This window comes from Pseudoteredinibacter isoporae, from assembly GCF_040372805.1.
Classification (GTDB): Bacteria; Pseudomonadota; Gammaproteobacteria; order Pseudomonadales; family Cellvibrionaceae; genus Pseudoteredinibacter; species Pseudoteredinibacter isoporae_A.
Window position 1 is genome coordinate 85,649 of record NZ_BAABWJ010000001.1, and the last position, 24,214, is coordinate 109,862.

Annotated in this window: 28 protein-coding genes; 7 read left to right on the forward strand and 21 right to left on the reverse strand. The window is 49.8% G+C overall.

Going from position 1 to position 24,214, the window contains the following annotated elements; all coding sequences use genetic code 11:
- The gene (locus tag ABWW03_RS00385) at window positions 1–2,355 is read right to left on the reverse strand and encodes a TonB-dependent receptor (protein WP_353405700.1); all 2,355 of its coding nucleotides are present in this window, start codon (window positions 2,353–2,355) and stop codon (window positions 1–3) included.
- Between the two features lie 184 nt (window positions 2,356–2,539).
- On the opposite strand from ABWW03_RS00385, the gene ABWW03_RS00390 reads away from it, so the two are divergent.
- Window positions 2,540–3,166 (forward strand): TetR/AcrR family transcriptional regulator, encoded by a 627-nt coding sequence (locus ABWW03_RS00390; RefSeq protein WP_353405701.1) that lies wholly within the window; start codon window positions 2,540–2,542, stop codon window positions 3,164–3,166.
- Between the two features lie 43 nt (window positions 3,167–3,209).
- On the opposite strand, the gene ABWW03_RS00395 is transcribed toward ABWW03_RS00390, so the two are convergent.
- From ABWW03_RS00395 to ABWW03_RS00460, 14 genes are all read right to left on the reverse strand, one after another.
- Entirely contained in the window at window positions 3,210–3,638 is a 429-nt protein-coding gene (locus ABWW03_RS00395) for a c-type cytochrome (protein ID WP_353405702.1), read from the reverse strand.
- Between the two features lie 27 nt (window positions 3,639–3,665).
- A complete protein-coding gene (locus ABWW03_RS00400) occupies window positions 3,666–4,151 on the reverse strand; it encodes a c-type cytochrome (RefSeq protein ID WP_353405703.1) in 486 nt (161 codons plus the stop codon).
- Between the two features lie 5 nt (window positions 4,152–4,156).
- A complete protein-coding gene (locus tag ABWW03_RS00405; protein ID WP_353405704.1) occupies window positions 4,157–4,720 on the reverse strand; it encodes a methylamine dehydrogenase light chain in 564 nt (187 codons plus the stop codon).
- Between the two features lie 19 nt (window positions 4,721–4,739).
- A complete protein-coding gene (locus tag ABWW03_RS00410) occupies window positions 4,740–5,363 on the reverse strand; it encodes a redoxin domain-containing protein (RefSeq protein WP_353405705.1) in 624 nt (207 codons plus the stop codon).
- 27 nt (window positions 5,364–5,390) lie between these two features.
- The gene (locus ABWW03_RS00415; RefSeq protein WP_353405706.1) at window positions 5,391–5,909 is read right to left on the reverse strand and encodes a MauE/DoxX family redox-associated membrane protein; all 519 of its coding nucleotides are present in this window, start codon (window positions 5,907–5,909) and stop codon (window positions 5,391–5,393) included.
- A gap of 9 nt (window positions 5,910–5,918) precedes the next feature.
- On the reverse strand, window positions 5,919–7,079 hold the full coding sequence (locus ABWW03_RS00420) for an amine dehydrogenase large subunit (protein ID WP_353405707.1): 1,161 nt from the start codon (window positions 7,077–7,079) through the stop codon (window positions 5,919–5,921).
- Window positions 7,080–7,513: 434 nt separating this feature from the next.
- The gene (locus ABWW03_RS00425; RefSeq protein ID WP_353405708.1) at window positions 7,514–8,521 is read right to left on the reverse strand and encodes an AraC family transcriptional regulator; all 1,008 of its coding nucleotides are present in this window, start codon (window positions 8,519–8,521) and stop codon (window positions 7,514–7,516) included.
- 111 nt (window positions 8,522–8,632) lie between these two features.
- Window positions 8,633–9,034, reverse strand: coding sequence for a MaoC family dehydratase (locus ABWW03_RS00430; protein ID WP_353405709.1), 402 nt, complete (start codon window positions 9,032–9,034; stop codon window positions 8,633–8,635).
- Window positions 9,035–9,044: 10 nt separating this feature from the next.
- Window positions 9,045–9,488 carry a MaoC family dehydratase N-terminal domain-containing protein gene (locus ABWW03_RS00435; RefSeq protein ID WP_353405710.1) on the reverse strand — a complete coding sequence of 148 codons (444 nt, stop codon included), beginning with the start codon at window positions 9,486–9,488 and terminating at the stop codon, window positions 9,045–9,047.
- 25 nt (window positions 9,489–9,513) lie between these two features.
- On the reverse strand, window positions 9,514–10,686 hold the full coding sequence (locus tag ABWW03_RS00440; RefSeq protein ID WP_353405711.1) for a lipid-transfer protein: 1,173 nt from the start codon (window positions 10,684–10,686) through the stop codon (window positions 9,514–9,516).
- Window positions 10,687–10,713: 27 nt separating this feature from the next.
- On the reverse strand, window positions 10,714–11,631 hold the full coding sequence (locus tag ABWW03_RS00445; protein WP_353405712.1) for an SDR family oxidoreductase: 918 nt from the start codon (window positions 11,629–11,631) through the stop codon (window positions 10,714–10,716).
- A gap of 138 nt (window positions 11,632–11,769) precedes the next feature.
- Window positions 11,770–12,111 carry an ArsR/SmtB family transcription factor gene (locus tag ABWW03_RS00450; RefSeq protein ID WP_353405713.1) on the reverse strand — a complete coding sequence of 114 codons (342 nt, stop codon included), beginning with the start codon at window positions 12,109–12,111 and terminating at the stop codon, window positions 11,770–11,772.
- A gap of 87 nt (window positions 12,112–12,198) precedes the next feature.
- Window positions 12,199–13,716, reverse strand: coding sequence for a fumarate hydratase (locus ABWW03_RS00455; RefSeq protein ID WP_353405714.1), 1,518 nt, complete (start codon window positions 13,714–13,716; stop codon window positions 12,199–12,201).
- 88 nt (window positions 13,717–13,804) lie between these two features.
- The gene (locus tag ABWW03_RS00460) at window positions 13,805–14,614 is read right to left on the reverse strand and encodes a hypothetical protein (protein ID WP_353405715.1); all 810 of its coding nucleotides are present in this window, start codon (window positions 14,612–14,614) and stop codon (window positions 13,805–13,807) included.
- A gap of 332 nt (window positions 14,615–14,946) precedes the next feature.
- Between ABWW03_RS00460 and ABWW03_RS00465 the strand changes: the two genes are divergently transcribed.
- Together ABWW03_RS00465 and ABWW03_RS00470 are read left to right on the forward strand one after the other, a co-directional pair.
- Window positions 14,947–15,615 carry an outer membrane beta-barrel protein gene (locus ABWW03_RS00465; protein WP_353405716.1) on the forward strand — a complete coding sequence of 223 codons (669 nt, stop codon included), beginning with the start codon at window positions 14,947–14,949 and terminating at the stop codon, window positions 15,613–15,615.
- 139 nt (window positions 15,616–15,754) lie between these two features.
- On the forward strand, window positions 15,755–16,660 hold the full coding sequence (locus ABWW03_RS00470; protein ID WP_353405717.1) for an AraC family transcriptional regulator: 906 nt from the start codon (window positions 15,755–15,757) through the stop codon (window positions 16,658–16,660).
- Between the two features lie 106 nt (window positions 16,661–16,766).
- Here the strand turns inward: ABWW03_RS00470 and sodB are convergent, their stop codons facing one another.
- Entirely contained in the window at window positions 16,767–17,348 is a 582-nt protein-coding gene (gene sodB, locus ABWW03_RS00475) for a superoxide dismutase [Fe] (RefSeq protein WP_353405718.1), read from the reverse strand.
- Between the two features lie 249 nt (window positions 17,349–17,597).
- Between sodB and ABWW03_RS00480 the strand changes: the two genes are divergently transcribed.
- From ABWW03_RS00480 to ABWW03_RS00490, 3 genes are read left to right on the forward strand one after another with little or no spacing between them, the layout of a single operon-like run.
- Complete coding sequence (locus ABWW03_RS00480) at window positions 17,598–17,783, forward strand: hypothetical protein (protein ID WP_353405719.1); 186 nt, start codon at window positions 17,598–17,600, stop codon at window positions 17,781–17,783.
- A gap of 27 nt (window positions 17,784–17,810) precedes the next feature.
- Window positions 17,811–18,302 (forward strand): superoxide dismutase, Ni, encoded by a 492-nt coding sequence (gene sodN, locus ABWW03_RS00485; protein ID WP_353405720.1) that lies wholly within the window; start codon window positions 17,811–17,813, stop codon window positions 18,300–18,302.
- Between the two features lie 6 nt (window positions 18,303–18,308).
- Complete coding sequence (locus ABWW03_RS00490; RefSeq protein WP_353405721.1) at window positions 18,309–18,593, forward strand: S24/S26 family peptidase; 285 nt, start codon at window positions 18,309–18,311, stop codon at window positions 18,591–18,593.
- Window positions 18,594–18,650: 57 nt separating this feature from the next.
- Here ABWW03_RS00490 and ABWW03_RS00495 read toward each other — a convergent pair whose 3' ends face one another.
- From ABWW03_RS00495 to ABWW03_RS00515, 5 genes are all read right to left on the reverse strand, one after another.
- Window positions 18,651–19,658, reverse strand: coding sequence for a ChaN family lipoprotein (locus ABWW03_RS00495; RefSeq protein WP_353405722.1), 1,008 nt, complete (start codon window positions 19,656–19,658; stop codon window positions 18,651–18,653).
- Window positions 19,659–19,851: 193 nt separating this feature from the next.
- Complete coding sequence (groL, locus tag ABWW03_RS00500) at window positions 19,852–21,504, reverse strand: chaperonin GroEL (protein WP_353407099.1); 1,653 nt, start codon at window positions 21,502–21,504, stop codon at window positions 19,852–19,854.
- Between the two features lie 49 nt (window positions 21,505–21,553).
- Complete coding sequence (locus ABWW03_RS00505; RefSeq protein ID WP_353405723.1) at window positions 21,554–21,847, reverse strand: co-chaperone GroES; 294 nt, start codon at window positions 21,845–21,847, stop codon at window positions 21,554–21,556.
- Between the two features lie 335 nt (window positions 21,848–22,182).
- Window positions 22,183–22,683, reverse strand: a complete 501-nt coding sequence (locus ABWW03_RS00510) for an FxsA family protein (protein WP_353405724.1) — start codon at window positions 22,681–22,683, stop codon at window positions 22,183–22,185.
- Between the two features lie 125 nt (window positions 22,684–22,808).
- Entirely contained in the window at window positions 22,809–23,813 is a 1,005-nt protein-coding gene (locus ABWW03_RS00515) for a DUF481 domain-containing protein (protein ID WP_353405725.1), read from the reverse strand.
- Window positions 23,814–23,842: 29 nt separating this feature from the next.
- On the opposite strand from ABWW03_RS00515, the gene ABWW03_RS00520 reads away from it, so the two are divergent.
- Window positions 23,843–24,148 (forward strand): MGMT family protein, encoded by a 306-nt coding sequence (locus ABWW03_RS00520; protein WP_353405726.1) that lies wholly within the window; start codon window positions 23,843–23,845, stop codon window positions 24,146–24,148.
- Window positions 24,149–24,214 lie beyond the last annotated feature (66 nt).

Consider the following 24,214-nt stretch of genomic DNA (forward strand, 5'->3'; position numbering starts at 1 on the left):
CTACTCAGACCAACTGTAATTGAAGGACACACCCCACCAACGTGGTAGACCATAATAATTTTCCACCAGGCCAAAACCACCCACTGATGGCTCACCCGCCAAATCAAATGCCATGGTGCGGTACTCTTCATCCGTCAGATTGTTCACGAATAACTCGACTCTCCAGCTCTCATCGGCACTTGCATAACTCAAGCGGGCATTGCTCAAGGTGTAGGCGCTTTCCTTGCCAACAGGGGAGTTCTTCAGCTGGAAGTAATGATCGTCCATATAAGTCGCATCCACCTGTGCTACCACTCGGGCATCACCGAGATCCCACTGATAACGCAACAAACCATTCAAATTCCACTGTGGCGTCAGTACTGCCGTACGATCGACCGGCGTGCCATCTGGTAAGGTGTAAGCATCTTCAACATTGTTGTCGATATAGCCCGCACCGAAGATGATTTCCAGACCGTCGGCAGGTGCTGCAAACACTTCAATTTCTGCGCCCTTAACTTCCGCATCAGTGTTAAAGACATAGGTGGTTAAGCTTTCCAACGCAAAGGCTTGATAGTCTTGATAGTCGTAGTAATAGCTCGCGCCATTAACTCGCCATTTACCATCGTCGGAAGACCATTTGAAACCAAGCTCATACGCATTTAAAACTTCCTCATCGAACTTCATCTGGCTGGTAGGGCGACTGCCGTTATAAAACAGTGTCGCGTCGAGCGGAGCATTAAAGCCACCGGCTTTGATGCCTCGGTTATAACTGGCGTAAACCAGCGTGTTTTCATCCGGTTTCCAATCGAGTTGCAACTTCGCCGTAATCAAGTCTTCGTCGATGCTGGCATCATTGGTGTCACCAAGCACCAGCGCCTCCCCAAAGCCAGTCCCACCGGGATCGTTGGTCACCGCTTCAGGGCTAAAGGTAAACAAGGGACCACCCAAGCCCAGACCATCGATGGCCGATACTTGACTGGAATCCGTTGCCGCAAACAAAGACGCGTATTGCTTGAAATCCGTAGTTTTGTCTTCATTGGACCAACGCAGACCTGCGTGCACAGTGAACGCTTCACTCAAATCGTATTCCACTTGCCCGAAGAAAGCAGTTGATTTGGTTTCGGTTTTAAACGGGCTGTAAAGGCCGAGGGTGTCGAGACTCGCATCGTCTAAACCTGCGCCGGGAAACGCGGCGCGGAAAAAGTTTGCGGCAATACCACCGTTGGCGAAATCACCTTCGATTTCCAGATAATAAGCACCAGTAACCCAACGCATATTGTCGCTGTCGCCACTGAACCGAAACTCCTGAGACCATTGGTCTAGATCACTTTGTAAAAAGAAGGAAAAGAAATCGTTCGGAGAAGCATCCGAGTCTTCCAGATAATCCTTCTCCAAAGTTTGGAAATCGGTGATGCTGACAAAATCGAAACTTTCAAATTCCCATTGAATATTGCTGGTAAATCCGCGCGTCTCTACCTTGTTGTGCCCGATGACATTGTAAGCCCCGGAATGCACATCGCTGTTATTTTCTTGGTAGGCCGGGACCAAAGAATCACCCAATCCCTGCAAGTCAGGGCCATTGAACGGCAAGCCCAGACCGGTGTTAGGGTCAACTCTTGCAGAGCTGTGTTTAAAGAAACCTGAATCAATATCCTGTTCCCCCGCACGCGCACTCAACAGCCACTGGCCGGATTCAAACTCCCACAGCAATTGAGCGCGCAGGGCCCAATCGTTACCGTCATTCAAATCGGTACCAATGCGATTCTCAATATAGGGATCATGCTTATTTCTCAGGAAGGACAGACGCCCGGATACCGACTCGCTCAAACCTCCGCCGACAGCACCCTCCACTTTTACTTGGTTATGATCGGCCAGTGTTAGATCAATATACCCTTCATTTTCCTGGCTGGGCTTGGCCGTAATGTAGTGCACCAAACCCCCGGTTGCGTTGCGACCAAACAACGTTCCCTGTGGGCCACGCAGCACCTCCGCACGCTCCATATCGAAAAGCTGGAATCCCGCCCCCGAAGCAGCGCTCACATAAGCTTCATCCACATACACTGCGACGGGTGATTCCTGGTGATCACCAGAGAAGTCGTTTTGACCGACACCTCGGATACTGGTGAAGAAGGAGGAAGGACCATTGGGTTGAATGGTGGTTACACCGGGTGTCATCGCTGTAATCTGCTGGGCGGTGTCATAACCCAGTTCCTGCAATTGGTCACCACTGAATGCGGTCACCGCAATACCAACATCCTGCAAACTTTGCTGACGTTTCTGGGCGGTAACCACGACTTCTTCTATGACCGAAGAATAGCTGTTCATGGCTATAGGTAGGCTCAAGGCGATAGCCGCGGCCAATGCTGAGTGCTTCATCTTACTTACCTTCTATCATCGTTATTTTTTTGTAGGTCAACCGTACTATATTTTTTACAAATAGGTCAACCGTACAATTTTTAATAAAAAGCGATCCGCTTATAATTATTTATATGTTACGTGTACTAATTCTGGCTTCTGATATAATCACCGACGATGCTCAACAGCGATTAAAGAGGTTATCTTGACTAGCGCGAACAAGGCCAAGAATGGCGTTTACAACAAAGGCAAAAATCGAATTAACGATATTCTCGACGCCGCTCATGAACTGCTCATTGATGCCGGCTATCACAATTTTTCCATGCGCAAGGTTGCAGACGCTGCCGGCATTAAACTCGGCAATTTGCAGTATTACTTTCCCAGCAAAAGCGTTTTAGTTTCAGCAATGCTGGACAAAACCATTCAGGTTTACCTCGACGAGTTCGATGAAATTCGTACCCACGGCAGCCCTGAAGAGCAATTTCAGAATCTTCTCAAGCACGTCATCACCGACTTGACCAAACGTGAAACCACGCAGTTTTTCCCCGAGCTCTGGTCACTGTCCAATCACGAAGAAGAGATGACCGTGCATATGGATCAGATGTACGCCAAATACCGTAGCACTCTGGGCGATATCATTACCGAAATGAATCCGGCGCTAAGCCCCAAACAAGTCGAGAAACTGGCTTTATTTATCAGCGCTTCCGTCGAAGGTCATACTGTGTTTATTGGTCACAACAAACCCTGGACAAAAGAAGTCGATAACATTATTAAAATGGCCACCCAGAGTTTCAGCTGGCTGGTTGAGCACGGCGACATTCCCAAGCGCTGAGTGTTGCTTTTGATCTCCCGCGACATAGGCAGGCAACGCCCACTCAAGGCGTTTTGGCAAACTGGCGAACCAGAGCCTCGCGGGTTTTCATAACATCAACCAGCACCTTCGATCGTAGTTTTTTCACTTCCAGCTCGGTATAAGGCAAAAAACTCTTGCTCGTTGAACCTTCACGCTTGTCCGTCGACAGACTCTCTAACATCCAGTTCAGTAACTCAGCCAACTCGGCGTCATTCAACGGTGCATTTGCCGAGCCAGGAACCTGAACCAAAAATTCTCGTCCACCGGGTACCGCCAGAAATTTGTGTAACTCGCCTTTCATACTGGGCACGCTGCCCGCTTTTCCCGTACCATCAGCAAGATGACACCCCTGACAATTAATCATGTAATTGATTCGAGGCTCCATTGCTGCCGACGCCAATGCGGGAAGCACAGCAAAGAGCAAACTTATCTTTTTAAATGTATCGAGCATTTTGAATACCTGTCGCCAATCAATGTATCACTTCAATTCTGGTTGTTTCTCCAGTAAGCGTTTACGCAAGCTTCCATTGCTCATGGGATTGCCTTTATGTTTGCTCAGGTCAGCAACCTCTTTCTCGCTGAAAGGCACCCAACCCTCGGGCTTTCCTTCTTTGTCCACGGTGTCAACTGCATAATTAAGAAGGTCGCTGACATCCTTCGCGGTTAAATCGCCCGCTTGAGCAGGCATTACACCCGAGTAGTTTTGTCCGCCCACGGAAATCAAGCCCATTAACCCTCCGTATACGACCTGTACAACGTATTGCCTGCCCAGCTCGCTGTTGCTTAATTTTGCCAGGCGGTTTTTCAATGGAGGGAAGGCACCTGGTATGCCCTGCCCATCAGCCAAATGACAGGCGACGCAACGCGAAAAGTGTTTTTCAGCTTGATCAGTATTGGCCAGTAAAGGGGCCGATAATGAGAATCCGGCTAACAGAAGTCCGGCAGTTATCAAATGCTTTCTCATCTACCTTACTCCGCGGAATCCGTCGCAATGCCTAATACAATTGCGGTTGAACAGGTGTACACTGTGCTCGACGCCCCCAAGCACCAGTTGGTATCGTTATTGGTCTGCGCTCGGTAAATCGGCGTGTCGCGCTCATTGCGATTACAAAGGCAACGGCCGCAACTGCTGGTGCCACAACAATCGTTATACGAAATAATGTAATTCTTGCCATCTTCAGGATTTAAACAGGTACCAATCCAAGTGATAGGTGACATCTCAGTACCAGGTGGACAGGAATTTTGTGTGCCTCCGCAACAACTGCACAAAAAGCCATCGATGGCACAGTAACGCCAATAATCACATTGACTCGGATCACCCGGGTCGCCCTTCACACCCGACGCTTGCCGCGCGACTCCCGGATACATACCTTCCGCAGAAGACGCCGCACTTGCGCGCGCCACAGGCAACAGAGGGATAGCCGCACCACCAACGAGGGCGGTACCAAAACGAGTCAGAAAACTGCGACGCGAAGAATTCTGAGCCAGGCGGCGTGAGGTGTTTACTGTTAATTTATCTAACCACTTCATCATTCGTCTCCTTCACACTGCGTTATACGCGAATTTCTTTTGCCAAATCGTCGCTACTGCCCTGCTGCAAGTAACTTTGAATGGAATCGACGCCCAACTCTTTGGATTCAAATAAGCTTTCCAAATGTTCGCGCGAATTAATCAACCCCATTGAACTCACATCACCTTGATCATCGATCAATACGGCATAGGGCAACTTGGCGACGCCATACATTTTCCCCAAGCGCTCGGAAAGCACATAATCAAACTTGTTCAGCTTGTACTCGGAAATAAAATCGATATGTTCCTGCGCCTCACCGTCACTGGCCAAAGTGACATTTAACCAGGAAGCTTCCGCTTGGGCGCTGGATTTCAGAACCGGCAGCAATGTCTTACATACCGGACAACTCGGCGACAGGAAAAAGAGCAACCGGGCTTTATCCTGCTGAGCGCCTATGGTGATAGCACGTCCACTTGTCAATTCTTCTACTTCCAGGGCTGGCGCTTTGTCGCCGACCTTTAAGGTTTGATTCATCATTAAGGCCCCCGCCGGTGCAACGCGCTCGTACAACACGCCAATTTGACGAGCAAGTGCTACTACAGCGATCAACAGCGCAATCACACATAACCAGAGAATGGCATTGGATATCAGGAGTAATTCAGTCATAACATTATCTCTTCTTATCTTTTTCTTTCAGCGCTTACGGGACATAAGCATCTGGTTTTGATACAACAGGCGGCCACCCTGCTGGAATAAAATCAAGACCGCACTGCACAGTAAGGCCAGCAATCCTGTCATCGCTTCGACCATGTAAGGCAACTTCAGACTTGCTACCAGCAGCGTCACGAACACTAGATTACGAGCAATCAACCACCAGGAAATGTCTTGTCTGGCATCAGGCCCGTTGCAACCACAATCCAAGCGTTTGCGACCGCGTAATAAATTGATTCCCATGGCAAAGGCATACATCAACAGCAATACGGCCGCCACCAAAACGGCAGCACTTCTTGTCATTGGAATAAGCAGGGCAAGGGCCAGCACAATTTCAACCGCAGCCAGGCACTTCGCGAGACTCGCGCTCCAGTTTTCAGGCGTCAATTGATACGCGGTAATTGATTCAGCGGTGTAAGCGGCATGGCGCCACTTCGCCAGTCCCGCAGTCAGAAACAAATAGCTGAACAGTAAAATGCAAATGCTGAGCATCAGGTTCATGGGAACCCCCTATTTGCGCAGAGCGTGTAAGCTTAAAGGCATGGCCGCTGCACCGCCCACCATGGTTTTCCAAGCACCTTGATTGGCCTCATAGACATCGATCTGCATGTCACCATTTGTGACCGCCAATAAAGGCTTCTCGCCACGCGTGACTTCAATGGATACGCCCCAATTTTTGAGGACTATTTTCTGTACACGTTGTTTGTTTTTCACATCATAAACCCATACCTCAGGCCCACCGGATTTGTGTGTGCCGTCCTTCCCGTCTTTGTGCATCAACACATAGAGCCTTCCCGCATCATCCATTGTGGCAATCTGCCATCCGCCTGGGCGCCAATTCTGTTCCTGCTCAGTTTTTGTGAGCAGCGACCAGCTGCCCAAATCCTTTGGCACTTTGGAGCCCATGTCTACCACTCGCACAAGACCTTTATAGCTCGGGAAATACGCTCGTTCCTTATGAAAAGCGGGCTTATCGAATAAAGGATCTTCATCCACATTAAACAAGGGCGGTAACTTATCCTGACTGGCCAGCTTTCCATCAGCACCCAATTGCGCGGTGAACATGGCGCCATTACTGCACAAGGAAGAAAACCCTCGCTTGCCCGTTGGATAAATCAATCCACAACCTGGAATCTGAACCTCTTCGACAATTTTCCGGCTGTCCATGTCGATCACCGTCACAGAAGCCGCAGGTGTGAAATTGAAGACCAACATAAAGCGATCGTTATCGACCAAGCGTAAGGTGTAGCGATGACTCACCACCTGCCCACGCTTGCCGCCCGGCAAAACAATTTCGCCGCTTTGCTTCAGACTTTCGCTATCGTAAATACTGATGACATCGGTTCGTTCGCCACGGGTCGTACGGGAATAATGTGTTTCGGCAACATACAACTCAGATTTGCTGCGAGACTGAATAAAGCTGGCAAATTGAGCAGCATCCATCGCGCCCAGATAGCGACGCGTGGGTTTTTCCAAATCCAACACGACAACTCGCCCTGCCACTAACGCGTCAAAATTCGCATCGTGAGCAAACAATACCGAGTCCGGCAGTTTCTTCGGCAGGGATTCATACACCGGCAGGGGTTCTGGTTGAATTTCCGCTTGCACCACAAGCGCGGCCAGCATCAGCGGCCAACTGATCAACGAACGGATAAAGTCTACGCGAGCCATTGGGATACCTTCACTTATGTTGTTATTTTAGACGAGTCTAGGTCACTCGTACTATTTATGTCAACCGTACAAAATTGAGAAATTCGATTTCTCCCATCAAAACCCCCTAAGGCATTGAGAATAAAAGATTTTTATTTGATAAGATTTTCCAGGGCCATACTCATGGGCCGCGGCTTAAGACTCGGGAGGACATTGACGCTTAAAACATCGGCCACCAACATAGCCCGTCATATCGGCCAGCCAATACGCAAAAATGAACTGAGGCCCGCAATGGAATGGCTTTCCGAAAGAGTGAACCGTGCTGTACCCGTTGTGCGGGAGGTACAACACCTTATATCAGTTATAGATCGTGGAATTGTGTTGAGAGAGGCATATCACGCTGCGGACATTGTATCGATCTTAAAAGACCCCACTGTGAAGAAAAATAAGACGATTTAGACTTCACTGTCTCGACGGTATTCCTGAGGGCTGACTCCGGTCCATTGCTTAAACGCACGAGTGAAAGACGAAGATTCGACAAACCCTAACTGCAAACCGATTTCAGAGATCGCAGTACTTTCTCGAACGAGCTTGTCGATGGCGATGTCCCGTCGCATGGTATCTTTTAATTGCTGATAGCTGGTATTTTCACTGCGCAGCTTGCGTCGTAGCGTGGCCGTAGACACATTAAGCTTCTCAGCCACACGTTCAAAATCCGGAACCGGCCCTTCCTTTCCAATGGTTTGCAATAAAATTGCTTTGATTTGCGCGGTGTAACTGTTGTCACTTCCGGGAATGACCATCAAGCCTGCGGGCGCGTTTTGAAGGAAACTCCGGGTTTCCGTCCAATCTCTTACTCTAGGCAACGACAGGTACTGGGCATCGATGTAAAAACCATTGACGTCGCTATTGAACACTCGGCGCTCAGGAAACAGCAACTCATAAGCCCGCTGATTTTCCGGTGCCGGGTACGCAAAGTGGTTTTCAAGAATGGGAATTCGAGTATCCGTGAGCCAACACATCATTCGGTGAATACACACCGTAATGAACTCCATCAGAAAGACACTGACTTTTTCATAGCCCTGAGCTCGTTTCAGCAAAAAGCCAACACGCCCTTCTTCCTGCACCAGGCTGAATTGCCACTCCACTCGAGTCGTGTTTTGAAAACGACAACACTCGTTCAGCATGCCTTTTAAACTGTCAAACTGCAGCAAGTAACGCGCCATCAAAGCAAAATAACCTAATTTGCAACGTTGGCCAGTTAACCCCCAATACTCATCCCCGGATAACTCACGCAGCTTCTGTACCAAACGAACATACTGCTCGGCATGCACAACCGCCGAGTCTTGAGCAAAAATATCGGCGGAAATATCCAGTTCATTCAATAATTCTGCGGTATCGATGCCCAGTTCAGCTGCCTGTCGCAGAGGCGCACGAATGAAATGAATATCGATAGTCAGCATAATGAATAGCTACTTTTACGTGGTGGCGAGAGCGGTAAAACATAACAAAGAAAAAGCCCCTGACCAAGCCTTCGCTGTGGTCAAGGGCTTTTTGACAAAGCAGGTAAATGCTTAGACTTCAACCACCGCCTCGCCCAGTAAGGTTGGTTCACCATTGGCTTTGGCCGCTTGAATTTCACAGCGCGCTAAGGTCTTTCCGTCTTTTTCGAGTAATTCCACAACTTTACCACGGCAAGTGATGACATCCTGCAAATGAGTGATGGCGGCAAACTTATTATTAAAGCTCTTCAATCGAGCCTGTGGTTGCCAGTTTGTCAGCATTCGTCCCAGGTAGGCCATCGACAACATACCATGAGCAAAAACATCAGGCATACCTGCCGCCTTGGCAAAATCACTGTCAATGTGGATGGGATTGTGATCACCCGAGGCGCCTGCAAACAGCGCCAGGGTATAACGAGAAATTGGCGCCAGCTCTAACGCCGGAATTTCAGTACCAACTTGAACATCAGACATGCTGTTCTCCTTATCCGTTACGGTATACCAGGATATTCGTCGACGTCGCCACCAAATCACCATCTTGATTAGTGAATGAATACTGCAACGTTACAAATTCGAGGGCGCCTTCTTTTTTATCAAAGATATCAACAATCTTCGAACTAACCGTGATCTCATCGCCAGCATAAATGGGCGCGAAATACTCGAAATGTTGAGAGCCATGCAGAATTCGACCGATCTCCAGTTTGAGCGCTGTGACAACGGGGAACGGATCATCACTTTCCAAAGACAACGTAAACGGAAAGGTCGGAGGTGCAAGGATCGATTTATGACCCGCGGCTTTCGCCGCCTCTTCACAGGTATAAATCGGATTGGTTTCACCAATGGCCTTAGCAAAAAACTTCAGCCGCCCCTGTTCAATGGTCGTGGTAAATGGCGTGAATTCATAGCCAATAAAATGTTTATCTATCATGCTGTCATCCTATTCACTCAAGACCTCAGGCCGCCTGATACAGGGTAACCACCACCGCACCGCCTAAACCCAGATTATGCTGCAGGCCCAACCTAGCACCCGCCACCTGGCGCTGATCAGCCTGACCTCGCAACTGATTCACTAATTCATAACATTGAGCCAGGCCCGTCGCACCAATGGGATGCCCCTTCGACATTAAGCCCCCTGACGGATTTACCACAAACTGTCCGCCGTAGGTATTATCACCATCGGCAATAAACTTGCTGGCTTCACCTTCAGCACACAAGCCCAACCCTTCATAGGTCACGACTTCGTTGGTGGTGAAACAATCGTGCAGCTCAACAACATCCACATCATTGACATCAACAGCGGCCGATTCAAATACTTGTTTTGCTGCGCGGCGTGTCATATCTGCACCGATCAAGTCGATAGGGTTGTCCCAGGATTGCGGCGTATCGGTAGCCATAGCTTGGGCAACAATACGTACGCCAGCTTCAATGCCATGCTTTTTAGCAAATGCTTCACTACAAACGATGGCCGCTCCGGCACCACACGTAGGCGGGCAACACATGGTGCGAGTCAGGTAGTCCATAAAAACCACTTTGTCGTTTAACACTTGCTCTTCGGTAAGTGGTGTATTGAACAGGGACAAAGGGTTATTCAATGCATGATTACGAGTCTTCACGGACACCTTGGCAAAAATGTCTCGGCTGGCATTGTATTTTTCCATGTAGTAATGACCTGCCGCACCAAAGCAACGCAACGCCAAAGGCGCCGCCGGGTATTCGGCCCTGTCCAAGACATCCAGAAAGTTATCAAACGGAGACTCTCGATCATCCCAATGAGAGCTCAAAGCGCCAGGTTGCATTTCTTCAAAACCAAAAGCCAGCACGCATTCAGCGGCACCGCTTTCCACGGCTTGCCTTGCCAGAAACAAGGCTGTCGAACCCGACGAACAGTTATTGTTCACGTTAATGACAGGAATGCCCGTCATAAACGCATCGTATAAAGCGTGCTGGGCACAAGTGGAGTCACCGTAGATATAACTGCCGTAGGCCTGTTGCACTGCTGAAGCATCAATTCCAGCGTCTTTCAAAGCACCTTGAATCGCTTTCGATGCCATGACTCGATAAGGTTCCTGTTGGCCGGGTTTGGCAAACTTCACCATGTCCACGCCAGCAACGATTGCATTGCTCATATTCGTTTCCTCTTTTAATTTGCCCACTTACATGCCTGGAATGTTGATGCCCAGATTCGTGAAAACAGGGACAAAGGAATCGTTTGCCGTCTTGGGTTTTTCTGCGTCGGTAAAATCGCAAATTTGATCCCAATGGTCCTCAACATCTTCCGCACTGAAACCTTCGCTGGGGTTGAATTTTGCACCTTGCGTACGCTCCCACTGCAACTTTGAAATCCACCCAGCGCCCACTTCATACAAGCCTCCGCTCGCGTTGTTTTGCTCGGCGCAGAGTTTCACTACTAATGGCGTAATAAACTCGGGTTTCAAGGCTGTAACCACTTCCGGAGGCAAAATGGTTTCGGTCATGCGGGAACCGGCTACCGGTGCAATAGCATTAACGTTAATATTCTTTTTTGCGCCTTCTATTGCCAGGGTTTGCGTCAAACCAAACAGGCCCAGTTTGGCCGTTGAATAGTTTGCCTGCCCAAAGTTTCCATAGATACCTGCGGCGGACGATGTATTGATAATACGACCGTACTCCTGCTCTTGCATGTAAGGCCAGGCAGCTTTGGATACTTTGTACGCGCCCAATACGTGTACACGATAAATCAAATCCCAATCTTGATCCGTCATCTTTGCGAAGCTCGTGTCACGCAAAATACCAGCGTTGTTGATCACGACATCCACACGATCAAAATTATCAATGGCGGTCTGAATAATCGCTTCGCCATCTTCTACAGAATCGTAATTGGCAACGGCCTGCCCACCCATGGCGGTAATTTCGGCAACGACTTTATCAGCAGCTTCACTTCCTTTGCCTTCCCCATGAGTGCTGCCACCCAGATCATTCACCACAACTTTGGCGCCACGACGGGCAAATTCCAATGCGTGGGAGCGGCCAAGGCCGGCACCTGCACCGGTGACAACAACAACACGATCTTCAAATTTCAAGGTATCTGCCATGGGCTTTGTCTCCATTGGGATTAAAAAGCCAAAGTATGTGGCCCAGAAACAACGATAGGAATGCTTAAGATGGACAATGCGCTTAGCAAAATGTATCAAACGGCCCAAGCAACAGACCAAGAAGAGACGTCAAAAGACCTAGCAACAGCGGGCTGGACGGTCGTCCATGGCCTCCAAGCGCTTGAGATTAGTTTGGGTCCAGCTACGGTTTTCATCACTGGATAACTGCAATAGTTGCCGAGCCCATTCCGGCAAATCGGGATTAATGGAATAAAACACCCATTGCCCTGAGCGACGATCACTCAGCACCCCCAGTTTGCGTAACTGGGCCAGGTGGCGGGAAACTTTGGGCTGACTGAGATCCAGTGCTTCGGTCAGTTCGCACACACAAAGCTCATCCTCTTGCACAATCAAATGCAAGGCACGCAAGCGGGTATCGTCCGCCATGGCTTTGTATAATAGAACGGGATCCAGGGTCACGAGACTGCCTTACGATTGAGAAAAAACAAGAAGGGGTGGCACTTGGCCACCCTCAGGTCTTATTTAGTACAGCTTAATCAACATCACTTATTTAACTTCAATGATGCCTTCTTCGATTTTAGCCTGCCATATTTGCGGGCCTGTCTGGTGCGCGGATTCACCGGTGCTGTCCACGGCTACCGTAACCGGCATATCTTTAATATCAAACTCGTAGATCGCTTCCATACCCAGATCTTCAAAGCCCGCAACTTTCGAGGCTTTAATCGCTTTGGAGACCAAGTACGCAGAACCACCCACCGCCATCAAATAAACGGCTTTATTATCTTTAATGGCCTCAATCGCGGTGCTGCCACGCTCAGCTTTACCGACCATACCGATCAAACCGGTTTCTTCCAACATGGTGCGAGTGAACTTGTCCATACGAGTCGCCGTCGTCGGGCCAGCAGGGCCAACAGCTTCTTCGCGAACCGGATCAACCGGGCCCACGTAGTAAATAAATTTGTTGGTGAAATCGACGGGCAGTTGTTCACCTTTTGCAATCATATCAACCATGCGCTTGTGGGCAGCATCACGACCAGTATACATTTTGCCCGACAGCAAAATGGTCTCGCCTGTTTTCCACTCCTGAATGTCGTCTTTGGTCAGCTCATCCAGATTCACGCGACGAGCATCACCGACTTCCCAAGTAATTTCAGGCCAGTCATCCAGGCTTGGCGGCGTCTGCAAAGATGGACCGGAGCCATCCAGCGTAAATTTCGCCAAACGGGTGGCCGCACAATTTGGAATAATCGCCACGGGTTTGTTTGCCGCGTGGGTTGGACAATCTTTGATTTTGATGTCCAGAACCGTGGTCAAACCACCCAGGCCCTGGGCACCAATACCCAGGTTATTGACCTTCTCAAACAACTCCAGGCGCAGTTCTTCGGCACGATTACTTGCGCCTTTCTCTTGCAGGTCCTGAATATCAATCGGGTCCAACAGAGACTCTTTCGCCATAGCCAATGCTTTATCTGCGGTACCGCCAATACCAATGCCCAAAATACCCGGTGGACACCAACCCGCTCCCATGGTCGGAACCATCTTCAATACCCAATCCACAATGGAATCCGAAGGATTCAGCATGGCGAATTTGGTCTTGGCTTCACTGCCACCACCTTTGGCCACAACGTGTACGTCAACTTTATCACCCGGAACAATTTTGTAGGTGATCATCGCCGGCGTGTTGTCACCTGTATTTTTACGGGCACCATCAGGGTCGGCCAAGACAGAAGCGCGCAGTTTATTGTCTGGGTGGTTGTAAGCACGGCGAACCCCTTCGTTCACCATGTCTTCGAGGCTCATATCGCCTTCCCATTGCACATTCATGCCCACTTTCAGGAAAACACTGACAATGCCGGTGTCCTGGCAAATCGGGCGATGCCCTTCGGCACACATACGCGAGTTGATCAGGATCTGGGCCATAGCGTCTTTCGCGGCCGGATTGGCTTCTTTTTCATAGGCGCGGTGAACGGCCTGAATGAAATCTACCGGGTGGTAATAAGAAATAAACTGTAGGGCATCGGCAACACTGTCGATCAGGTCCTGGGGACGAATCACGGTAGTCATGGTGTTCTCTCTAATCAATTAAGGCTAATTACGGCTATGGTATTCGTTGCGTTTTGAGATTGCGTCAGCAATGCGGCAAAGGCTGTGACTAAGCCGCCGGCTTAGTACCACCCTGTACGCTATCGAGGCGCTTTTTAATATTCAGTAACTCTCGATTGGTCGTTTTACGGTACACAGTAATCGACTCAATGGCGTCTTCATTTTGTTTGACTCGCTCAAGAATACCGTTACGCAATTGATCCAATTGCAATGCCTGAGCTTCCAGGTCATTGAGGGCATTCTGTAAATCCTTGGCACGCTGTTGCAAAGTGGATTCCGCCTGAGCTAATCGTGTTTCCTGGGTATTGCTCAAGGTTTGCAGCTTACTGAGACTATCAGCCTGAGCCGCCGAGGTGCTCGCCGCTTTGGCAGCATCGCTGGCGGTCCTCTTCAACTTTTTATCTATGCTGGCCAGCTGCTTCTTATGCTGGTCAATGGTTTTGCGGTTGCGGTCATAGGCCACACCCCACAACTTACGAATTTCTGAATCCGCCCACTTCATCTTGGCGCGAATTGCTTCTACGGATTGATTCGATTCTTCGTTAGAAAAATCCAGTTTCTGCTCCAGAGCCGCGATACGATCTTCTGCTGCCGACATGGCCGCTTGAGACGCCTGTTTCTCCAGCTGGCCCTGCCAATAAAGATAGCCTGCCGCGCCGCCGGCCGCCAATGCCAAAAGAAAGGCAAAGACTGCAAGCCAAGATACAGAGGAGCCCTGGCGAGCTTGGGGGGCAGCCTGTGGGCTGGATTGAGAATGAGCATAAGCTCTGGGTTCCGGGGCCGCTGCCTGTCCGGTGTTTGCTTCAGGCTCAGTAGAGCCAACATCTCCAAAGGTCGGTTCGCGACGCTCAACACTCATAGATAGACCTATCCTCTTTTAACGACAACACACAGCTAACAACACACAACAACGGCGTCATCAGGACCCTGATGGCCCGGCCAGCTGGGCGGCTCACAGCCCCAGCATTCTACACGATCGTACGCCCCTGCACGATACCCGCCAGCGGCGGACATTACTGGCGATACTCTCTCTAGACCATGGCCAGAGCAATCTGATCAAACTTCATACGGTGCTTAATGAAAGTTTACCTTTGTTAGCTTTTACTGTCGGGAGGCCGTAATCGCGGATACGTTTGCGGATGGGCTCAAACCTACACTGTGTCCATTGTTTCAACCGACATGGAGTACGCAATGAAAATGTCATTTACTATGGGTCTTGCCGCATTGGCATTGGGCCTGAATTCCCCGCTCACTTACGCTGCTGAACCCAACTACGATTATCTGGAGATCGGCGCCGGTGTTGCCCGGTCCAAAGTCAAAACCGCAAACCGGGATTTCAAACTCGACACCCAGGTTTTACGCACAGAATTGAGCAAGCGCCTCAATGATTTCAGTTATATTCGTACCGAGTTGGCACATGCCCGCACTCATGACAGTGACGGTCCCACCAATACACGATTGCGTTTGAACGATAAGGAAATCAACGCCAATGCTTCAATTGGGTTTATCGCCAAGCTCAATGAAAGCAACCACCTGGTTGCTGAGCTCGGCATCAATCACAATGACTATGAAGATCACGGAGTGCTGCGCCTGAACAACAATTCGATTCCGTTCAAAAGCTCAGGAAAGCAAACCGACGCACTGTGGTCTCTGGCCTGGAAAACGGCAATTAGCGATGGCTGGGAATTCAATGTCCGTTATACTAAGGCTGGAGATGTGAGTAGCTGGAAGCTCAACAGTCCAATTGCCATAGGCAAGGACCTGTCGCTGGATCTGGCCCTGATTCACAACAAGGATGACAGCGACAAGCGCCGCTATGAATCCAATGCCGCCACTGTCGGTTTGCGATTCCACTTCTAGCCCTCATCACCGTTAAACAACGGTCTCTCTTATTGGCTGTGGGCACCTGTCCACGGCCTTTTGCGTTGACGGCCGCGAACCTGCAGCAATTGAATGTGCTCACCGCGCCGCGAATATCACTGCCATAGAGATTTCGACTATGTCAAAAAAAGACGCCACTGTGCTCATTCCGGAAGCTCAGCTTATCGGAGACCTCGCCCCACACTGGAAAAAACGCTTCATTAAAGCGACACAAATTATGCAGGACCGGTTCAGCGAAAACCTGAACTGGAATGACATTGCAGATGAATGCGCCATTTCGCCCAGCCATTTTCACTACATGTTTAAACTCGTCTTCGGCGAATCACCGGTGCACTATCTACGCAGGATGCGTTTAAAGCAGGCCGTATACAGCTTGTCCCTTGAAAAAAAGGCCGTGACGGATATCGCGCTGGAGACAGGCTTTTCCTCTTCACAGGCATTGGCCAAGGCGTTAAAGCGGGAATTAGGCTTATCGGCTTCGCAAATTCGGCGCAGCAATAAACTGGAAGACGCTGACCTCTGGGATCAAATCATGATCAAACTAGGACAGCCAACCGAGAGCGAAACCAGCCTTGAAAAAGATTTATGCAAACAGCTGACCTTTGAATTGCTGAGCTTCCCCGAACGCCATTTCTTTACCAGCAAGCAACAGGGCCACAACCTGGAAAACATCTTCGATGTCTGGTTTCAGATTACCCCGAAAGATATTTCGACGGGCGTTTCCATTTACCATTGGGACGCAGCTGTTTCTCCGGCCTCACAACCTTTTCTGGTCGGTTATGAATGTGCGGCCCATCTCGCCAACAAAACCCTACCCGCATCACACTATCTGAGCACAACGGTCATTTTGGATTCGGGCACAGCCTATTCCGCCGCCTGGGACGCATTGTACACCCACCTGTTCGAAAGAGACCTTGAGCCCGATTATGGCGCTGAAGTCATAGAGCACATGAGCAATTTGCGGGATTACGAATCCAGAGAAATGGAAGTGTCTCTGTTTTTACCGGTCAAAGTGAAGGACTAGAAACAACGGAAAACAAAGCGGAACAGAGAAAGAAAAACAACAAGGAAAAGGCAAAAGAAAGAACAGAAGAGAAACCGCCAACCGAAACGGTTGGCGGTCAATGGCATTAGGCCATGTTCGCGTTTACGAACTCCCAGTTCACCAAAGCCCAGAAAGCTTCCATGTACTTAGGACGCGCATTGCGGTAATCGATGTAGTAGGCATGCTCCCACAGATCAACAGTCAACAATGGCGTTACACCGTCATCAGTCAAAGGAGTAGCGGCGTTGCTGGTGTTAACAATAGCAACACTGCCATCAGCATTTTGTACCAACCAGGTCCAGGAAGAACCGAAGTTGTTGATCGCAGAAGTTGTGAAGGCTTCTTTAAACGCATCAAAAGAACCGAAGGCCTCGTTGATTTTGTCAGCAACAGCGCCAGTCGCTTCGCCACCGCCGTTCGGGCTCAGGCAGTTCCAGTAAAAGCTGTGGTTCCAGATTTGAGCAGCGTTATTGAACACGCCACCGTCGGAAGTCTTAACGATGTCTTCCAGAGACTTGCCTTCAAACTCAGAACCAGGAATCAAGCCGTTCAGCTTATCCACATAGGTTTGGTGATGCTTGCCGTAGTGATACTCAAGAGTCTCAGCAGAGATGTGGGGGGCCAGGGCATCCTGAGCATAAGGCAATGCAGGTAATTCAATTGACATAGTCGTTTCCTTATCTAGCGGCTATCGGTTGTTTGTATCACGGTTGTCTTTTTCGATCTCACGGACATCGAATTTTATGGACGAGATTTTAGCACCTTTTGCTTTTCTATTTGCTTAAAGCTAATAAATTTTTTCTATGGCTCTTTTGCGCACAAGCTCACAATCAACATTGCAAATCATTTGCATTCGCATTAGCATCACCAAAGTTGAGCGAAACATCCAATTCAGCAAACCCAGAAGGAGCACAACATGAAAAAATGGTCACTTGGCCTGACAACCAGCAGTCTAAGCGGAATCACCATGGCGCACCCCGGTCACGATCACGGCCACTGGGCTGCAGACCCCATCCACCTGCTGACGGCCCTGGCGATCGCCGCGGTCATCGCAACAGGCATCTACGTATGGCGCAAACAAAAAGTTGAAAAACAAGACTAGGCTCAAGGACCAATCGGAGGAAAAACCATGCACAAGCTACTGTCTTTTTTCGACAAATACATTCCGAGTGCGAGCGCTCACTGTGATATTCCCTGTGGTATTTACGACCCAGCAACCGCACAAATTGCAGCATTAACGGCTATCCGCATGATCGACCAAATCAATGAGCTGGCCGATAAAGGCGAACCGAGCCTGGCGGATCAAGCCAAATTTGGGCGCTTGGTCGCTGAAAAGGAAAACCACTGCAACAAGGCTAAGGAAGAGATCCGTATTATTTGGGGGGATTATTTCAAGGCACCACAGTTCGAACAATTCCCGAACACTCATGAACTCGCCCACAACATCATGTTGCAAGGTTCCAAGGTACGTCAGCACATTGACCGCGCCATGGCAGTTGAGTTTCTCAACCTGATTAATCAGTTCGCCGAAAACTTCTGGGCAACAAAAGGCATCGACACGTTCACGGCCACTTGCCCTTACGCCCCGGCAGAGCAGGTGATTTATCCGAAACTGACTTAAAACCCTATGCTGCGTTTATATAAAGTCACAGGCGACAGTATGGCTCCCCGCTTTCAAAGCGGGGACTACCTTCTATTATCTACGGTTTTTTTTCGCCTCCAGAACGAAGACCTTCTGGTTTATCAACACCCGGCATTCGGCGCTATTTTCAAACAAGTCTCCGGCATTGAAAACACCGGCTTTCAATTACGAAGTTACAATCCAGCAGGCATCAGCCAGGAAAAAATTGGCCTTTGCAACAGAGATCGAATTGTCGGCAAAATGCTCTGGCACTTTGCTCGACCGTCATAAGAATAATAAAATTTTTTCAATGAGGACCGGAGCGCTGTATGCATTCCCGATAGAGCCCTACGATTCGTCTTCTCCACAATCCACCTTGCTGCGCTTATGGCCGGCCATGACCGCATTACGTTCTTCCTTGTTGACCCACATAGGTGGCAGTTCCTGAACCAGTAATCGATAATCATCACCGGACAGCTTTTCCCCTTCGGTCACCGCCGTCACATAAACAATATTAAGATCGGGATTCAGCTTCAACAATTCAGCACCGGTCCCGAGGCCACCCTCGGTATGAAATCGGCCAGCCACATGAAAGACTCGACGTTCAGGGTGTTGCTCAACATGCAAAGCAATGGATTCCGCCATGGTGGCATCCCAGGTCATTTGAGCGCCAAACATTTTGCCAATGCGCTCTTCCGGGAGACTCATTCCTTTCATATTACCCAGGAATTTTTGACGATAAGGTGAGTCGCTGATATCCACCTTGGCCGCAACCAAAGCACGCTCTTCACCTTCGATGGAATTCAAATAGTCTGGCCCAATACGCCCGACACATTTCACGTATTTGCGTGGCGCGTTTGCCGCGATCACCGGCAATTTTTGATGGCGAGCAATTTCGACCAGTGGGCGATAATCACTTTTGTAGTTATCCCAGGCCTTGGTATTTTTCAGGAGCGTACTCTCGCCAATTTCACCAGCCAGATAGCGATTTAATTCAGCCTGGTCCGCACGGGAGAAATGCTCCATGGACAAACTCAGTGGCCGTTCTTCAGAGGCAAGGGCCGCCATTAACTTGGCCTGGAAAAGATGTACCGCCGGGTGAGCATGCCACTCGCCCACCATTACCACATCCGCATCACTTACGTCTTTTAGCAATTGCTCCATCGCAAGCGGCTGACCGGCCGCATTTTGCAGCTGGTAGTCATACAGACTGGCAACGACCTCCATAAGAATGTTCTCCTCCGCTGAATCAACGCGCCCCTGGGTCACAGTAGTACCCGCACAACCACTTAACAGAACGGACAATGGTAATAACACATACCCGAAACGGCGTAGCTTGGTAGAAACCGTAGACATAAAGACCCCAAGTAAAAACCAAGCATTTTAGTCCTCAGCGACACCAATGGCAATGATTACCATTTGCAATTAGCTTGGCAAAGTCGATCCATGCCTTGCTCGCAGCTATATACAGGCACAAAAAAGGGCGCTTGCAGAACAAGCACCCTTTTCAGGCAGGCTCCATCAATCAGAGCCTTTGAATGGTGGAGGCTTACATCATGCCGCCCATGCCACCCATTCCGCCCATGCCACCCATATCTGGCATGCCGCCACCGGCGCCAGCTTCGGCAGGCTGATCCGCAACCATTGCTTCGGTAGTGATCATCAGACCAGCGATAGAACCTGCGGCCTGCAATGCAGTACGAGTTACTTTAGCTGGGTCCAGGATACCCATTTCCAGCATGTCGCCGTATTCACCAGTACCGGCGTTATAGCCCTGGTTACCGTCGGCTTGTTTCACCTTGTCGGCAACCACAGAAGCTTCGTCACCTGCATTGGCTACGATTTGACGCAATGGTGCTTCCATTGCGCGACGGGCGATACCAACACCAGCCGTCTGGTCGTCGTTAGCGCCTTCCAGATCAGCAATCGCAGCTACGGCACGCAACAGTGCAGTACCACCGCCAGGCACAACGCCTTCTTCAACCGCAGCACGAGTCGCATGCAGAGCATCTTCTACGCGAGCTTTCTTCTCTTTCATTTCAACTTCAGTCGCGGCACCCACCTTGATCACAGCAACACCGCCTGCCAATTTGGCAACGCGCTCTTGCAGCTTCTCACGGTCGTAATCAGAAGAGGTTTCTTCGATTTGAGCACGGATCTGAGCAACACGTGCTTCGATCTCAGTTGCTTCACCAGCACCGTCAACAATGGTGGTGTTTTCTTTGCTCATGGTAACGCGCTTGGCGGTACCCAGGTGCTCCAGAGTGGTGCTTTCCAGATCCAGGCCGACTTCTTCAGAGATCACAGTGGCGCCAGTCAGAGTAGCAATGTCTTGCAACATGGCTTTACGACGGTCACCGAAACCAGGTGCTTTACACGCTGCAACTTTAACGATGCCACGCATGTTGTTTACAACCAAAGTCGCCAGTGCTTCGCCTTCTACGTCTTCAGCGATGATAACCAGAGGCTTACCCGCTTTAGCTACGGCTTCTAGAGTTGGCAGCAATTCGCGGATGTTGGAAATTTTCTTGTCAACCAACAACAGGAATGGCGCTTCGTGTTCTACCGCCATGTTGTCCTGATTGGTGATGAAGTAAGGAGACAGGTAACCGCGGTCAAACTGCATACCTTCCACAACGTCCAGCTCGTTTTCCAGGGAGTTGCCCTCTTCAACGGTGATAACGCCTTCTTTACCGACTTTTTCCATCGCTTCAGCGATGATGCCACCGATGGACTCATCGGAGTTGGCAGAAATGGTACCGACCTGGGCAATGGACTTGCTGTCTGCACATGGCTGCGCGATAGACTGAATGTGCTCAACCGCTGCAGAAACGGCTTTATCGATACCGCGTTTCAGATCCATTGGGTTCATGCCAGCCGCAACGCTCTTCAGGCCTTCGTTAACAATGGCTTGAGCCAGAACGGTAGCAGTGGTCGTACCATCACCAGCGGCGTCAGAAGCTTTGGAAGCCACTTCTTTCACCATCTGAGCGCCCATGTTTTCGAACTTGTCAGCCAGTTCGATATCTTTTGCAACGGATACACCGTCTTTGGTTACGGTTGGCGCACCAAAGGACTTATCCAGAACAACGTTGCGACCCTTAGGGCCCAAAGTGGTTTTTACTGCGTCAGCCAGGATGTTTACACCAGCCAACATTCTCTGGCGAGCGTCATCACCAAACAATACGTCTTTAGCCATGATTCAAATTTCCTTCAAATTTGTGTCTTAAGGGGGTATACGAGAGCTGGTCTTAGCCTTCCAATACGCCGTAAATTTCGCTTTCGCTCAGGATCAACAACTCTTCGCCACCAACCTGTACGGTGTTGCTGCCAGAGTACTTGCCGAACACGACGATATCGCCTTCTTTAACCGCCAATGGGCGAACTTCACCACTGTCAGTTACGCGACCATTGCCTACAGCAACAACAACGCCCTGAGCTGGCTTTTCCTGAGCAGAGCCAGGCAGAACAATACCGCCAGCGGAAGTAGCTTCTTCTTCCTGACGACGAACCACAACACGATCGTGCAAGGGACGAATTTTCATCAACTTTCTCCAAACGTTTGCCTTCTTTGGAAGGCCTATTGAACTTGATCCGTACCAGCGATGCGCCGGCCTAGATGCCTATATTGTGCCGCACACAGGGGTTTCAAGCCTGTGGGGCGAAATTCTCTCGGGTTTATCCCGACTCTAGGCAATGATGGGGGTCGAAATTGGCTTTTCAAGCATTGGAGGGGAATTTTTTTACCGATGCGCCCAGTCTGGGCAGATTGTCCTGGGAGCTGCTATCAAAGCCCCCAGGACAGGAACTGAAAACCGCCCCAAGTGCGAGCTGAAAAGAAATGGGGATGGCTCAGGGGTGAACTTCGGCGCGTGAAACCTTATTTGGGCTTCACCTCATCGCCATGAAGGGAGGAACGAGACTCGGCAGATTCCCATTCACCATCAATGACATCACCGGATTGGTCAGGCCGGGCGCCCGGTCCCTGATGAAAAGAGTGACTATGGAACGACTGACTGTGCACCGTGTGCACCTGCATATTTTTGATCACCCCGGCAATAATGGCGCTACGCAGCCCCGGAATCAGGCAGGCAAAGCCAATGGCATCCGTGATAAAACCTGGGGTAAGTAACAGAGCACCACCAACCGCCAGACACAAACCCTCAGCCATTTCTTTTGCTGGCATTTGCCCACTGGCCATCTTCGAGCGGGCCTGGAACAAAGTACGCAGGCCTTGCTGACGCAGTAGCCAGGTGCCCACTATCGCGGTGAGGAACACCAGAGCAATGGTATTCAGAGCGCCAATCTGCCCACCTACCTGAATCAGCAGCCACAGCTCCAGAACCGGCATGACAATGAACAATAAAAAAAGACCGCGCACGTTGATAACCTCACTCGTTTAAATCTGGCTGTTGCCTTAGGGTAGATATGGCCTCATTCCCTCTCAAAACAAGGCCCCTTAGCCAATCTTAACCCATCTGCAGCTCGGGAAAACCTCCGAGCAAGTTACCACTGATAGGCCACTCCTACCGTTAGACGAGTATCTTTACGCTTTGCGCCTTCGGCCGGCAGATTATCAAAGTCATACTGAAATTTAACATCGGAAGAAAGCCCATAGCCCAGCGGCACTTTGAGCCCGGTCTCGGTATCCAGTTCCCAATCCTCGGCCAACTGCATGGAATAACTGAGTTGATGCTTATGAAACAGCGTTGCCGAGAATGGCAGGCGATAATCGAGCTGCAGAGCCCATTGCCAGTTCAGACGCTCTTCGGTACTGGCAGAGCCGGTCTGCTCTTCGTTTTGCAAATTTAAGCCGCTTTCCAACGCCAGGCTTAAGTCCTGCCGTTTAAACCACTGATAACCAACCCCAAGACCCATGCCATGACGTTGGTCGATGTTCTTGGATTCCAACATTTCAGTGCTAATGTCTGTATAGAGGAACCAGCGCTCTTTAAAAAACCAGTCCAGCTGATAACCCAGTTTGTAGTCTTCGGTCTGCTGAGACTGCAAGAGCTTATCGGTGTTGTCGTACTTAAAATCAGCTTCATGGCGGTAATCACCATGTTCCGCTCCGATCTTAGCCGACACATCCCAGTCGTCTTCTTCTTTGTTGCCTCGAGATAAGACACCCGCCACCGACAAACTGCCGTTAATGCTCAGGTCCTGAGTATAAAATTGCTCAAAGGGCTCCACTTGGTCGACAGCGAGCAAATCCATTGTATTGCCCTGGCTTTGTGAACAGCTGTAGTGCATTTCGCCCTCACTGACCAAAGTGATGCTGCAAGCATCTTCGCGCCCCTGAATTTTTACTAGCGTGTCGCTGTTAAAACTTTCCACCTTACTCAGCGGTACCGACAGCTCTCCCAGCATTGGAGAATGCCAGCGCAAGGTATTCCCCTCGATTCCGAGCAAATCCCCCTGTAAGCTATCGCCATTCATCAGCGTCAGTCGCGCCGCAGACAGATGAGCGGAAAATAAGAACAACAAAAAAATACTGATCAATCGAGTCATGAAACAATCTATTGAATGGTGGTTAAACAATGTCGATGGAAGAATTCAGTCAAGCGGTGTATCAAATTATCGCCGCCATTCCCAAAGGGAAAGTCGCCTCTTATGGTCAAGTCGCCAAGTTGGCCGGCTACCCCAATCATAGCCGCCATGTGGGTAAACTGATGGGTCGCTTACCCAAGGGCAGCAAAATCCCCTGGTTTCGGGTTATTAATAGTCAGGGGAAAATTTCTCTGGCACCGGGCCCAGCCTACGACAAGCAACACTCACTCTTACTCGCCGAAGGCGTCGAGTTTATCGGTGAACGCGTTGCTAAAGGTTGCCGCTGGGAGCCGTAAAGCCAAAACTATGTTGAATATTCTAGAAAATATTCAACCACAAAGCTTATTGATTTTAAAATCGCT

Coding starts and splice junctions, on each gene's coding strand:
- ABWW03_RS00385 (WP_353405700.1), bottom strand. CDS start 2,355: ATGAAGCACTCAGCATTGGCCGCGGCTATCGCCTTGAGCCTACCTATA.
- ABWW03_RS00395 (WP_353405702.1), bottom strand. CDS start 3,638: ATGCTCGATACATTTAAAAAGATAAGTTTGCTCTTTGCTGTGCTTCCC.
- ABWW03_RS00400 (WP_353405703.1), bottom strand. CDS start 4,151: ATGAGAAAGCATTTGATAACTGCCGGACTTCTGTTAGCCGGATTCTCA.
- ABWW03_RS00405 (WP_353405704.1), bottom strand. CDS start 4,720: ATGATGAAGTGGTTAGATAAATTAACAGTAAACACCTCACGCCGCCTG.
- ABWW03_RS00410 (WP_353405705.1), bottom strand. CDS start 5,363: ATGACTGAATTACTCCTGATATCCAATGCCATTCTCTGGTTATGTGTG.
- ABWW03_RS00415 (WP_353405706.1), bottom strand. CDS start 5,909: ATGAACCTGATGCTCAGCATTTGCATTTTACTGTTCAGCTATTTGTTT.
- ABWW03_RS00420 (WP_353405707.1), bottom strand. CDS start 7,079: ATGGCTCGCGTAGACTTTATCCGTTCGTTGATCAGTTGGCCGCTGATG.
- ABWW03_RS00425 (WP_353405708.1), bottom strand. CDS start 8,521: ATGCTGACTATCGATATTCATTTCATTCGTGCGCCTCTGCGACAGGCA.
- ABWW03_RS00430 (WP_353405709.1), bottom strand. CDS start 9,034: ATGTCTGATGTTCAAGTTGGTACTGAAATTCCGGCGTTAGAGCTGGCG.
- ABWW03_RS00435 (WP_353405710.1), bottom strand. CDS start 9,488: ATGATAGATAAACATTTTATTGGCTATGAATTCACGCCATTTACCACG.
- ABWW03_RS00440 (WP_353405711.1), bottom strand. CDS start 10,686: ATGAGCAATGCAATCGTTGCTGGCGTGGACATGGTGAAGTTTGCCAAA.
- ABWW03_RS00445 (WP_353405712.1), bottom strand. CDS start 11,631: ATGGCAGATACCTTGAAATTTGAAGATCGTGTTGTTGTTGTCACCGGT.
- ABWW03_RS00455 (WP_353405714.1), bottom strand. CDS start 13,716: ATGACTACCGTGATTCGTCCCCAGGACCTGATCGACAGTGTTGCCGAT.
- ABWW03_RS00460 (WP_353405715.1), bottom strand. CDS start 14,614: ATGAGTGTTGAGCGTCGCGAACCGACCTTTGGAGATGTTGGCTCTACT.
- ABWW03_RS00465 (WP_353405716.1), top strand. CDS start 14,947: ATGAAAATGTCATTTACTATGGGTCTTGCCGCATTGGCATTGGGCCTG.
- ABWW03_RS00470 (WP_353405717.1), top strand. CDS start 15,755: ATGTCAAAAAAAGACGCCACTGTGCTCATTCCGGAAGCTCAGCTTATC.
- sodB (WP_353405718.1), bottom strand. CDS start 17,348: ATGTCAATTGAATTACCTGCATTGCCTTATGCTCAGGATGCCCTGGCC.
- ABWW03_RS00480 (WP_353405719.1), top strand. CDS start 17,598: ATGAAAAAATGGTCACTTGGCCTGACAACCAGCAGTCTAAGCGGAATC.
- sodN (WP_353405720.1), top strand. CDS start 17,811: ATGCACAAGCTACTGTCTTTTTTCGACAAATACATTCCGAGTGCGAGC.
- ABWW03_RS00490 (WP_353405721.1), top strand. CDS start 18,309: ATGCTGCGTTTATATAAAGTCACAGGCGACAGTATGGCTCCCCGCTTT.
- ABWW03_RS00495 (WP_353405722.1), bottom strand. CDS start 19,658: ATGTCTACGGTTTCTACCAAGCTACGCCGTTTCGGGTATGTGTTATTA.
- ABWW03_RS00505 (WP_353405723.1), bottom strand. CDS start 21,847: ATGAAAATTCGTCCCTTGCACGATCGTGTTGTGGTTCGTCGTCAGGAA.
- ABWW03_RS00515 (WP_353405725.1), bottom strand. CDS start 23,813: ATGACTCGATTGATCAGTATTTTTTTGTTGTTCTTATTTTCCGCTCAT.
- ABWW03_RS00520 (WP_353405726.1), top strand. CDS start 23,843: ATGTCGATGGAAGAATTCAGTCAAGCGGTGTATCAAATTATCGCCGCC.